This is a genomic window from Amycolatopsis sp. NPDC051716 (genome assembly GCF_040681595.1).
Classification (GTDB): Bacteria; Actinomycetota; Actinomycetes; order Mycobacteriales; family Pseudonocardiaceae; genus Amycolatopsis.
Window position 1 is genome coordinate 1 of the sequence record NZ_JBFAZA010000043.1, and the last position, 12,466, is coordinate 12,466.

At 70.1% G+C, this 12,466-nt stretch carries 8 protein-coding genes; 7 read left to right on the forward strand and 1 reads right to left on the reverse strand.

The annotated features are described in order from the left end of the window. Window positions 1–90: 90 nt before the first annotated feature. Window positions 91–1,122, reverse strand: coding sequence for a LacI family DNA-binding transcriptional regulator (locus tag AB0M30_RS40195; protein WP_364595610.1), 1,032 nt, complete (start codon window positions 1,120–1,122; stop codon window positions 91–93). A 176-nt stretch (window positions 1,123–1,298) separates the two neighbouring features. On the opposite strand from AB0M30_RS40195, the gene AB0M30_RS40200 reads away from it, so the two are divergent. The 7 genes from AB0M30_RS40200 to AB0M30_RS40230 all read left to right on the forward strand — a co-directional run bounded on the left by AB0M30_RS40200 (window position 1,299) and on the right by AB0M30_RS40230 (window position 12,464). Further along, a complete protein-coding gene (locus tag AB0M30_RS40200; protein WP_364595613.1) occupies window positions 1,299–2,606 on the forward strand; it encodes a sugar ABC transporter substrate-binding protein in 1,308 nt (435 codons plus the stop codon). Window positions 2,607–2,608: 2 nt separating this feature from the next. Continuing rightward, a complete protein-coding gene (locus AB0M30_RS40205) occupies window positions 2,609–3,535 on the forward strand; it encodes a sugar ABC transporter permease (protein WP_364595616.1) in 927 nt (308 codons plus the stop codon). Beyond that, window positions 3,532–4,335, forward strand: coding sequence for a carbohydrate ABC transporter permease (locus AB0M30_RS40210; protein ID WP_364595619.1), 804 nt, complete (start codon window positions 3,532–3,534; stop codon window positions 4,333–4,335). The genes AB0M30_RS40205 and AB0M30_RS40210 overlap by 4 nt, the downstream gene beginning before the upstream one ends. A gap of 13 nt (window positions 4,336–4,348) precedes the next feature. Continuing rightward, window positions 4,349–6,229 carry a beta-L-arabinofuranosidase domain-containing protein gene (locus AB0M30_RS40215; protein WP_364595622.1) on the forward strand — a complete coding sequence of 627 codons (1,881 nt, stop codon included), beginning with the start codon at window positions 4,349–4,351 and terminating at the stop codon, window positions 6,227–6,229. Window positions 6,230–6,346: 117 nt separating this feature from the next. Then, a complete protein-coding gene (locus AB0M30_RS40220) occupies window positions 6,347–7,435 on the forward strand; it encodes an RICIN domain-containing protein (RefSeq protein WP_364595625.1) in 1,089 nt (362 codons plus the stop codon). A 41-nt stretch (window positions 7,436–7,476) separates the two neighbouring features. After that, a complete protein-coding gene (locus AB0M30_RS40225) occupies window positions 7,477–10,158 on the forward strand; it encodes an RICIN domain-containing protein (RefSeq protein ID WP_364595628.1) in 2,682 nt (893 codons plus the stop codon). Window positions 10,159–10,244: 86 nt separating this feature from the next. Then, on the forward strand, window positions 10,245–12,464 hold the full coding sequence (locus AB0M30_RS40230) for a beta-L-arabinofuranosidase domain-containing protein (RefSeq protein ID WP_364595631.1): 2,220 nt from the start codon (window positions 10,245–10,247) through the stop codon (window positions 12,462–12,464). The last annotated feature ends 2 nt before the right edge of the window (window positions 12,465–12,466 follow it).

A 12,466-nucleotide genomic window follows, 5' to 3' on the forward strand; every position in this document is an offset into this window, starting at 1 on the left:
AAGGCCGCCTTGGGTGCGTTCAACGCAACCAAGGCCACATTGGGGCGCTCGGGGACCGGGCCGCTGTCACTGAACTTCGGACGCGCGACACTAGGCGGTCGACTCCCGGATCACCAGCCGGCACGGCCGGGTGTGCCGGCCGGGGGAGGGCTCGCCGTTGATCGCCGCCAGCAGGCGGTCGGCGGCGGTCCGCCCGAGCGCCTCCAGCTCCATGTCGACGCTGGTCAGCGGCGGCTGGCAGCCCAGCGCCATGACGTCCCAGTTGTCGAAGCCGATTAGGGCGACGTCACCCGGCACGCGGCGGCCGGCCGCCCGCAGCGCGTCCGCGGCACCGCGGGCGATCTGATCGCTGCCGCAGAAGACGGCGTCGAACGGGGTGTCGGCGCCGAGCAGCATCCGGATCGCCTGGCGGCCCCAGGCCTCGCTCCACTCGCCGAACATCGGGGCCGCGGCCGGCTCGAGCCCGGCTTCGGCGAGCCGCCCGGCGGCGGCCGCCGCGCGCACGGTCGCCGAGTGGTGCCGCTCCGGGCCGGTGATGTGGGCGATCCGGCGCCGTCCGGTGGCCAGGAGGTGCTCGACGGCCTTGCGCGCCCCGCCGGCTTCGTCCGGTACGACGGAACAGTCGTTCGGGTCGGTCGAGCTGATGAAGGCGTACACGACCGGGATCGGCAGGTCCGCGCCGATCGGCGGGCGGGCCTGGGTCCGGCGGCCGGTGACGATGATGCCGTCGACCCGGCGGGACAGCAGCGTGCGCAGGTAGTACTGCTCGCGGATCGGGTCGTCGCGGGCGTCGCAGAGGAAGACCGACATCTCCCCGGCGCCGAGGGCGTCCTCGGCACCCATCATCAGCGGGATGCTGAACCGGCCGATCGTGTCGGTGGTGATCATGCCGACGGTGTAGGTGCGCCCGGAGTTGAGGGACACGGCGGCGCGGTTCGGCTGGAACCCCAGCTGCTCGGCCGCCGACAGCACCCGCTGCCGGGTCTCCGCGCGCAGCGACCCGCGGCCGTTGAGGGCCTTCGACGCGGTGCCGACCGAGACACCCGCCAGCAGGGCGACCTCGCTGATCGTGGCCGGCTTCGCAACGGCGCCGGGAGTTTCCGAAAGTTTCCGCGGGGGCATGGTGGCACAGTACCTCCGCCGAGGGCAGCGACCCAACGCAACCTCCGCCCTGTACGGCAAACGGCCCCTTGACGGGCTGATCGATCGGCCCTAGCTTGAGTCGGAAACCGGTTTCTGAAAGTTTCCCGGTTCTTCTTCGACACCGCAGGCGGCGGCCTCCCGATAGGAGAGAGTCGATGACTTCGCACAACCGAACCAAGGCACGGTGGGGGCGTGCCGCCGTCGCCGTCGCCGGCGTCCTCGTCCTCGCGGCCTGCCAGAGCGGGCCGTCCGGGGCGGCCGCGGGGGACACCGCGAGCGTGGACGACGGCACCACGATCACCATGTGGACCCGGTCCCCGACGGCGACCTTCAGCCAGACGCTGATCGACGCCTACAACGCGAGCCACAAGAACAAGGTCAAGCTGACCGTCTTCCCGGCCGACTCCTACCAGCAGAAGGTCGGCACGGCCGCGGGCGCGAAGCAGCTGCCGGACCTCCTCGCGGCCGACGTCGTCTACGCGCCCGACTACGCGGCCAAGGGCCTGTTCCTCGACCTCACCGCCCGCGTGACGCAGCTGCCGTTCAGCGGCAGCCTCGCCGCGGCCCACATGAAGGCGGCCACCGCCGGCGGCAAGCACTACGCCGTGCCGCACGACATCGACCTGTCCGCGGTGTTCTACAACAAGGTCCTCTTCACCCGGGCCGGTCTCGACCCGGAGAAGCCACCGTCCACCTTGGACGAAATGGCGGCCGACGCGCGCAAGATCGCCGCGCTCGGCGGCGACACCAAGGGCTACTTCTTCGGCGGTGCCTGCCCGGGCTGCCAGCTGTTCACCAGCTGGCCGATGATCTGGGCCTCCGGCGGGACCGTGCTCAACGACCAGGGCACCGCCGCCACGCTCGACAGCCCCCAGGCGGCGAAGGTCTATTCGTGGCTGCGGCAGCTCTACGCCGACGGCGTCGTGCCGGCGTCGGCGAAGAACGAGTCCGGGCCCACCTGGACGCAGTCCTTCCTCGACGGCAAGATCGGCATCCAGCCGATGGGCGCGACCGCGTTGCAGGGCATGAAGGAGGGGCCGGACCTGCAGGTCGGCGTGGCCCCGATCCCGGGCCTGACCGGCGGCAGCTCGTCGTTCGTCGGCGGGGACGTGCTCGGCATCGGCGGCAACAGCACGCACGCCGCGGCCGCGTGGGACTTCATCGCCTGGACGCTGTCGGACCAGGCGCAGGTCGACGTCGTCGCGAAGAACAAGAACATCACCGTCCGGTCCGATCTCGCGGACAACACCCACGCCAAGCAGGATCCGCGGCTCGGGGTGTTCAACCGGCTCGCGAGCCAGGGCCAGACGCCGATCTCGGTCAACTTCGGCAAGACGTTCAACGACACGAACGGGCCGTGGACGGCGACGGTGATCGACGCGGTCTTCGGCAGCGGTGACGCCGGAGCGATCCTCAAGCAGCACAACACGGCCGTCACCGAGTCCCTCTCCGGCGGCAGCTGATCATGGTGTCGCTGCTTCCCCCGCGGGTGTCGGCGCCGGAGACCCCGGCGCCGGCACCCCGCCGCCGCGGCTCGATCGCCCGGGGCCGCCGCCGGCTGGGGATCGCCTACGCCACTCCGATGGCCGTGCTGGTCGCCGTCTTCTTCGTCATCCCGCTCGGGCTGATGCTGTGGATGTCGGTCAGCCACTGGCCCCTGGTCGGCGCGTCCTATCCCAACGGCGTCAAGAACTACGACGCGCTGAGCGACCCGCTCTTCCTGCGCGCGGTCTGGTTCACGCTGAAGTACACGCTGGTCACGACCGTGGTGCTCAGCCTCGTCGCGTTCGGGCTGGCGCTGCTGGTGCAGCACGACCGGCGTGGCACCGGCTTCGCCCGCACGGTCTTCTTCCTGCCCAGTGCCGTCGGCCTGGCGTCGACGAGCCTGCTGTTCTACGGCCTGTTCAACACCGACTCCTCGGCGCTGAACCACCTCGTGGACTTCCTCGGGTTCGGCCGGGTGGACTGGCTCGGCTCCGGCGGCGGCGCGCTCGGCTCGACGGCCGGGATGATCACCTGGCGGTTCGCCGGGTTCTACATGCTGATCCTGATGACCGGCCTGCAGGGCATCGACCCGGCGTTGTACGAGGCCGCGCGCATCGACGGCGCGAACCGGTGGCAGATCCTGTGGCGCGTCACGCTGCCGCTGCTGCGGCCGACCCTGGCGCTGGCGATGGTGCTTTCGCTGACCGGCTCGCTGCTGGCGTTCGACCAGTTCTTCATCCTGACCGGCGGCCGCCACGACACGGCCACGGTCGTCATCGACATCTACCGCGAGGCGTTCCTGTCCCAGGACCTCGGGCGCGCGGCCGCGGTTTCGGTGGCCACGCTCGCCGTCCTCATCGTCCTCAACGTCGCCCAGCTGCGCCTGATCCGCCGGGAGGGGAAGTGAACCGGCTCCGGGCCGCGGGTCCGCACGTCACGAGCGCCGCCCTGGCCGTGTTGTTCCTGCTGCCGCTGCTGTGGACGCTCTACTCGTCGCTCAGCGGGCGGGAAGCCGGGGACTCCGGGACCGACAACTACCGGCGGCTCGCGGACTACGGCAGTGGCCTGGGCACCTACCTGGTCAACACGACCGTGGTCGCGCTGGTCGCGGTGACCGTCACGGTGCTGGCGACCACGCTCGGCGGCTACGCGATGGCCCGGCTCGCCTTCCCCGGGCGCACGCTGCTGTTCCTGGTCACCCTGGCCATCCTGATGGTGCCCTACACGACGATCCTGGTCCCGCTCTACATCCTGCTCGGCTGGCTCGGCCTGCAGAACTCCCTGCTCGGCCTGGGTCTGGTGATGGCCGTGCTGCAGCTGCCGTTCGGCCTGTTCATGATGCGCAACTCCTTCGAAGCGCTGCCGGTGGAACTGGAAGAGGCAGCGCTGATCGACGGCTGTTCGATCGGCGGCGCGCTGCGGAGGGTGCTGCTGCGTGGCGTCCTCCCCGGCGTGGTCACCGTGGCGCTGTTCTCGTTCCTGGCGGCCTGGAACGAGTTCGTCGCCCCGCTGATCTTCCTCACCGACGGCGAGAAGTTCACCCTGCCGGTCGCGCTGTTCAACCTCCAGTCCGGCAGCCTCGGCTCGGTCGACTTCGGGGCCCTGCAAGCGGGAGTGGTGGTCTCCGCCCTGCCGTGCGTGGCGGTCTTCCTCGTCCTGCAGCGCTACTACGTCCGCGGCTTCACCTCGGGAGCCCTCAAGGGCTGAGAAGGAGCACTCGATGACCGAACGCATCCTCGGGCCCGTCCACCCCACGGCCACTGCGAAGTCGGCGCTGCGGCCGCTCTTCCTCGGCGCCGCCGCCTTCGCGCCGGACAGCCTGCTCGGCGAGTGGCAGGCCCGCAACGCGACCCGGACCCTGCCGCACTGCGTCGAGCGGCTGGACACGGCGGGCGCGCTGGACAACCTCCGCCGCGTCACCGGCGAGGTCGACGGCGACCGCCGCAACATGTGGTTCTCCGACTCCGACGTCTACAAGACGCTCGAAGCCGCCGCCTGGCAGCTCGGCCGCGACCCCGGCGACGCCGAGCTGCGCGCGTTCCTCGACTCCACCGCGGCTCTGGTGGCCAAGGCCCAGGAGGACGACGGCTACCTGAACTCCTACTTCAGCGTCGACAAACCGGACCTGAAGTGGCGGGAGCTGCACTGGAGCCACGAGCTGTACTGCGCGGGCCACCTGATCCAGGCCGCCGTCGCGGCTGCCCGGGCCGGGGTCGGGGCCCAGCTCGTCACCGTCGCCCGCCGCTTCGCGGACCTGATCGTGGAGCGGTTCGGCAGCGTCGACGACGTCGACGGGCACCCGGAGATCGAGACGGCGCTGGTGGAGCTGTACCGGGTGACCGGGCACCGGCCGTACCTCGACCTGGCGCTGCGCTTCCTCGACCTGCGAGGACGCGGCCTGCTCGACGGCGAGCGGTTCGGCTCGCGGTACCTGCAGGACCACGTCCCGGTCCGCGAGGCCGACGAGGTCGCCGGGCACGTCGTGCGCCAGCTCTACCTGCTGGCCGGCGTCGTGGACGTCGCCGTCGAAACCCGGGACGACACCCTGCTGGAAGCGGCCCGCCGCCTGTGGGCGGACGCGTTCGGCGCCAAGACCTACCTCACCGGCGCCCACGGCTCCCGCCACCGCGACGAGGCGTTCGGCGACCCGTACGAGCTGCCGCCCGACCGGGCCTACGGCGAGACCTGCGCCGCGATCGCGAGCTTCCAGTGGAACTGGCGGCTGCTGCTGGCCACCGGTGAGGGCAAGTACGCCGACGAGATGGAACGCGCGCTGTACAACGCGATCGCCGGGTCGACCGCGCTCGACGGCACGCACTTCTTCTACGCCAACCCGCTGCACCTGCGGACCGGCCACGACGGCTCGCACGAAGACGCGCCCTCGCAGCGCCTGCCGTGGTACTCGTGCGCGTGCTGCCCGCCCAACCTGGCCCGGCTGGTCGCCTCGCTGTCCGGTTACGCGGCGACCACCGATCCCGGTGGCCTGCAGGTGCACCTGTACGCGGCCGGGACGATCCAGACCACTGTGGACGGTCACGACGTCCGGATCGAGACCCGTACGCGGTACCCGTGGGACGGCCGGGTCGAGCTGACCGTGACGGCTCCGGCGCCGGTCATGCTGTCCCTGCGCGTCCCCGGCTGGGCCGAGGGCGCTCTGATCGACGGCGTCCCCGCCGAGGTCCGCGACGGCTACGCGGAGGTGCGGCGCGACTGGACGGGCGGCACCACGGTGACCCTCGACCTGCCGATGCCCGCCCGTGTCGTCCGCCCGCACCCGCGGATCGACGCCGTGCGCGGCTGTGTCGCGGTTACGCGCGGGCCGCTCGTCTATTGCGTGGAGCAGGCCGATCTGCCGGACGGCGTCACCCTCGAGGACGTGCGGATCGACCCGGCGGCGCCGTTTTCGGACGCGTCGCTGCCCGACGTACCGGTAGCCCTCGCCGCGCGCGGCCGGGTCGAGGTGCCCGCGTCGAGCGAGCTGTACGGCGCCGGGAGCACCGCGCCCGGCGAGCCGGTCGAGCTGACCGCCGTCCCCTATTTCCTGTGGGGCAACCGGGAACCCGGCCCGATGCGGGTCTGGCTCCCGCTCGCCACCGAATAGCCACCACCCCTGATCGGCACCCGGGAGCGCACCCAGCCGACAAATGTTAACGCTCACAAAACCGAAGATTGCGAGGACCCGATGACGCGTCCTGTGGTATCTCGGCCCAACCGTGGCGTGACGCGGCTGGCTGCCTCCGTGGTGCTCTGCCTCGTGGCCGGCCTGCTCTCGGTGCTGTCCGCGAGCAGCGCCCTGGCGGCCACCACGTTCACCAGCACGGTGGTCGACTCGGCGAGCGGTCAGTGTGCCACTGTGCCCAACGGCGGCAGCGCGGTGCAGCTGACCCGGTCGAGTTGCACTTCCGGCGCCGGCCAGTCGTACACGTTCACCCCGGTGTCCGGTGACGTCTACACCATCGGCACCTTCACCTCCGGCAGCTGCGTGGACATCTCCGGCGCGTCCACTTCGGACAATGCCGCGGTGATCCAGTACGGCTGCCACTCCGGGACGAACCAGCAGTTTCGCCTCCAGGCTACGGGAAGCGCTTTCACGCTGGTCGCGGTCGGCTCGGGCAAGTGCGTCACGGCGGTGAACGCGCTGCTCGTCCAGCTGGCCTGCGGCACGGCCGCCGCGTGGCGGCTGCCCGGTTACCAGTCCGGCGGCGGAGATCCGCAGAACCCGCCGGAGAAGACCGTGCGGGTGTGGCTGCTGCGGCCGTCCGACGTGCCCTTCGACCAGCGCTACCCGGACGGCATCGCGAACGTGATGCGGGAAGCGCAGCGGTACTACCGGCAGGAGCTGGGCAAGACGTTCCGGCTCACCGAGCCCGTCGTCCAGGTCGTCACCGGCGAGCACGTGAAGAGCTGGTACGAGAACACGCCCAACGGCGGCGAGCGCTACTGGTGGGCCGTGTTCAACATGCAGCAGGAGCTGGTGCGCCGCTTCGGCGTCCGGGACGGCGACAGCCGGTGGATCAACGTCGGCGAGGTCATCGCCGAGGGCCAGGGCGCGGGCGGCGGTGGCGGCAACGGCTGGGTGATCCTCTGCCAGCACGACGCCGACGGCGCGGCCGGGATCAACGGCCCGATGAACCGCTGGTACGGCGGCATGGTGCACGAACTCGGCCACGCCTTCGGCCTGCCGGACTCCACCTCGACCGACGGGACGCCGATGTCGGCGTCGTTCTACGACTACCCGAACACCCACTTCAGCCAGAGCCAGAAGAACGGGATCCTCACCGGCCCGTACGGCTCGTTCCTCTCCTGAACCTTCCGAACCCGCTGCACCTTCCGAAATCGGAGAACCCGATGAGACGTCCGGCTTTGCTCGCCGCTGCCCTCTTGGCGGCCGGCTTCGCAGTGGTGGTCCCGGCGCACGCCGCGGCCACGTTCACCAGCACGATGGTCAACTCCTCGAGCGGTCAGTGCGCCACCGTGCCCAACGGCGACAGCGCCGTCCAGCTGACCCAGACGGCCTGCACCTCCGGGGCCGGGCAGTCGTACACGTTCACCCCGGTGTCCGGCGACGCCTACACCATCGGCACGTTCACCGTCGGCAGCTGCGTCGACATCTACGGTGCGTCCACTTCGGACAACGCCGCGGTGATCCAGTACGCCTGCCACGGGGAGACCAACCAGCAGTTCCGCCTGCAGTCCGTCGGCACGAACACGGTCAACGTCGTGGCCGTCAGCTCGGGCAAGTGCGTCACCCCGGCGAACAACGCGCTCGTCCAGCTGCCGTGTTCGAGCGCGAGCGCCTGGCGCGTGCCGGGCTACACCCCCGGCACGTCCGACGCCTACCAGGGCATCCCGAACCTCGCGCCGAACGCGTGCAAGAACTCCGGGCTGCCGCGGTCGTACGGCACGAACTTCCAGACGCCGAACGACCCCTACGGCCAGGGCTTCCAGAACACGACGGCGATCGGCTGGGACGGCAACTACTGGCCGGTCTTCAGCTACCTGTCCGGCTCGTTCTTCGCCCGCGGCGTGAACACGACGTACAACGGCCTGTGCGGCGGGATGTACTCGTTCAGCGCCTACACCTACGGCGGCAACCCGGGTGCGCAGTCGGTGCAGTGGACCGAGGACAACGGCTACCTGCCGGCGATGACGACGTCCCGCACCTCCGGGAACGTCGGGATCACCATCAAGAATTTCGCCGACAAGGTGACCATCAACGGCTCCGCGGTCATGCTCGTCTACACGCGGGTGTCCATCAAGAACAACGGCTCCGGCTCGGTGACCGTCCCGCCGGGTGGTTCCGGCCCGGGTCTCGTCCGGCTGACTCCGTCCACACTGGACACCGTCGCGGCCGGGCAGACCAGCAACCACGACTTCGTGGTGGCCGTGGACAACTTCGGCAGCGGGGTCGCGCTGCCGACCGGCACCACGCTGTCCTCGAACGCACCGAACTTCGACACGGCCTACGGCCAGATGACGTCGTACTGGAACTCCCGGCTGGCCGAGACGAACACTTTCAGCCTGCCGAACACGACCCTGCCCAACACCGGTGGCCTGGCGAACCCGGGTACCGCGATGACGAACGCCTACAAGGCGGGCACCGTCTACAACCTGATCATGCAGGTGGGCAAGGCGCAGTTCTCCGGCGCCAACAACTACAACTGGATCCTCAACCACGACGTCCCCGGCGAGCTGACCGCGAAGTTCCAGACCGGCGACTTCCGGGACGCGCGTAACCTGCTGCTCACCGCCCGGATCTCCCAGCAGGACAACTGGGACGAGGTCGGCGCCAACTGGTACTGGGACGGCGTCTGGAAGACGATGGGCTCCTGGGCGACGTACCTGGCGAAGACGAACGACACCGCGTTCGTCAGCCAGTACTTCAACGACACCGGCTCGTGGGGGCCCAGCCTCCGCACCATCGCCCGGGTGAAGTACCCCGCCCAGCTCGCGTCGGACGGGACGCTGCAGACCAACTTCGACAACGACTCCACCGGGCGCTGGCTGTTCAGCAACTTCTCGGCGTTGCAGATGCTGGCGTCCTACAAGTACATCGCGACCAAGATCGGCCAAACCGCCGAAGCGACGTGGGCGAACACCGCCTACACCTCGCTGCTGAACGCGTTGAACACCGTCGTGGGCCGCAACCAGTCCGCGAACGGCTTCAACTACCTGCCCTGTGAGGTCGACAAGCCCAACAGCGCCAACCGCTGCAACACCTTCAACGACGCCAACTGGGCCTCGCCCGGGTGGGTCGGGCAGAACCAGTGGTCGACGATGCTCTCCGGCGGCGCACTGACCGGCATCATGGGCGACCCCGGCCAGATCGACCGGATGTACCAGTGGGGCTTCAACCGGCTGTCGGCGAACGGCTACCCGTTCCCGACCTTCGGGGCGTTCACCGGGTACTCGACGGCGTACAACACGTCGTACTCCTCCGACGGGCTGTTCTCCAACAACTACCGCGACCTGCCGATCACCAGCTACGCCTGGCAGCTCAAGACCACCACCGGCGGCCCGAACGCCTGGTGGGAGGCCAACGGCAGCGGGCCGAGCACGGCCAACCCGTGGATCGGCAGCCACGCCGGCCCGCAGTTCGGCGCGTGCCCGTACGCCTGGCCGATCGCCGGGCAGCAGCAGGGCCTGCTGGAGTCGCTGGTGGCGGAGGGCCTGGCGGCGAGCGGCTCCGGGCCGTACACGTTCACCCGGCCGCTCTACATCGGCCGCGGGGTGCCGAACGCCTGGCTCACCCCCGGCCAGACGATCTCGGTCGGCAACCTGACCAACACCTACGACGTGGCTTCGGGCAGCCGGTCCACCTACGGGGTTTCCCTCGTGGTGAGCGGCTCGAGCGGCGCCCGCGTCGTCACGGTGACGCTGTCGGGCACCCTGCCGGGCGGCGCGGTCGCCATCCAGCTGCCGGTGTTCCTCTCCACCGGCGTGAACTCGGTCAGCGGCGGGAGCTACGACGCCGCCACGCACACGGTCACCGCGAGCGCGACCACGGTGACCATCACCCTCGCGAGCTGAGCCTGCCGCGGCTGTCGTGAGTGGTATGGCGGGTTAGAACCCGCTATACCACTCACGACCGGCCGCGCACTCGGAAAGGCACGATGATGCGCGAACCCACCTTCGACCGCCGCCTGCTGCTCAAAGCCGTGGGCGCCCTCTCCGCGAGTGCCGCACTCGCCCCGGCCTTCGCCGGCACCGCCGCGGCCGCGGCCCGTCCCGACATCGGTGTCTCGGTGTTCCCGTTCCCGCTGGGCGCGGTGCGACTGCAGGCCGGGCCGTTCCTCGACAACATGAACCGGCAGCTGGCGTACTTCCGGTTCGTCGACGCCGACCGCCTGCTGCACACGTTCCGGACGAACGCCGGCCTGGCCAGCTCGGCCCAGCCCTGCGGCGGCTGGGAAAGCCCCAGCACGGAACTGCGCGGCCATTCGACCGGCCACCTGCTGTCCGGGCTGGCCCAGGCGTACGCCAACACCGGCGACACCGCGTACAAGACCAAGGGCGACTACCTCGTCAACGCCCTGGCCGCGTGCCAGGCGGCGGCGCCGGGACGCGGCTTCCACGCCGGCTACCTCTCGGCGTTCCCGGAGAACTTCTTCGACCGGCTGGAGAGCGGCCAGTCGGTCTGGGCGCCCTACTACACGCTGCACAAGATCATGGCTGGGCTGCTCGACCAGTACCTCCTGGCCGGCAACCAGCAGGCCCTCGACGTCCTGCTGCGCAAGGCGGCCTGGACGAAGACCCGCACCGATCCGCTGTCGGTCACGCAGATGCAGGCCGCACTGCGCACGGAATTCGGCGGGATGCCCGAGGTCCTGACCAATCTGTACCAGGTGACCGGTGATCCTGGTCATCTCGCCACGGCCCAGCGGTTCGACCACGCCCAGATCCTCGACCCCCTGGCGGCGAACCAGGACCGGCTGCCGGGGTTCCACGCCAACACCCAGATCCCCAAGATCATCGGCGCGATCCGCGAGTACCACGCCACCGGCACGACCCGGTACCGCGACATCGCGGTGAACTTCTGGCGGATCGTGCTCGACCACCACTCGTACGTGATCGGCGGCAACTCCGACGGCGAGTACTTCCAGACGCCCGACGCGATCGCGAGCCGGCTGTCGGACACCACGTGCGAAGTCTGCAACACCTACAACATGCTCAAGCTGACCCGGCAGCTGTTCTTCACCAATCCGGTGCCCGAGTACATGGACTACTACGAGCTGGCGCTGTTCAACCAGATCCTCGGCGAGCAGGACCCGAGCTCCAGCCACGGGTTCGTCACGTATTACACGCCGTTGCGCGCCGGCGGGATCAAGACCTACGCCAACGACTACGACGACTTCACCTGCGACCACGGCACCGGCATGGAGTCGCAGACCAAGTTCGCCGACAGCATCTACTTCTTCAGCGGCGAAACGCTGTACGTCAACCTGTTCATCGCGTCCGTGCTGACCTGGCCGGGCCGCGGGCTCACCGTCCGGCAGGACACGACCTTCCCGGCGTCGTCCGGGACGAAGCTGACGATCGGCGGGTCCGGGCACATCGCGCTGAAACTCCGGATTCCTCGCTGGACGGCGGGGGCGGTGGTGAAGGTCAACGGCGTCGCCCAGGGCAGCCCGGCACCGGGGTCGTACTTCACGATCGACCGGACGTGGGCGGCCGGGGACGTGGTCGACGTGTCGGTCCCGGCGTCGCTGACGTTCCCGCGAACCAACGACGACTCGGGCGTCGGCGCGGTGAAGTACGGCCCGATCGTCCTCGCGGGCCAGTACGGCTCGACGGACCTCGGCGCGCTGCCGACGTTGCAGACGGCGACGGTGAAACAGGATCCCGCGAACCCGCTGCGCTTCACCGGGACGGCGAGCACGGGCGCGGTCACCCTGCTGCCGTTCTACGCCACCCACCACCAGCGGTACACGGTGTACTGGCGGCTGACCGGGTCGCTGCCCACCGGGACGTCGTACGAGGCCGAGGCGGGCACCCTGGCCGGGCAGGCCGCGGTGCGGAGTTCCTCCGGTGCGTCGGGCGGTGCTCTGGTGGGTTACGTCGGGGGTGGTGCGGCGAACTACCTGCAGTTCTCCGGGGTGACCGCCACGGCGGGCGCGCATCCGGTGACGATCTTCTACGCCTCGGGGGAGGCGCGGTCGCTGACGGTGAGCGTCAACGGCGGTGCGGCGGTCTCGGTCGCCACACCCGGCACGGGTGGCTGGGACACGGTGGGTTCGGTGCAGGTGACGCTGACGTTCGCCGCGGGCGCGAACACGATCCGGCTCGGCAATCCGTCGGGCTGGGCTCCGGACCTCGACCGGATCGTCGTGGGGTGAGA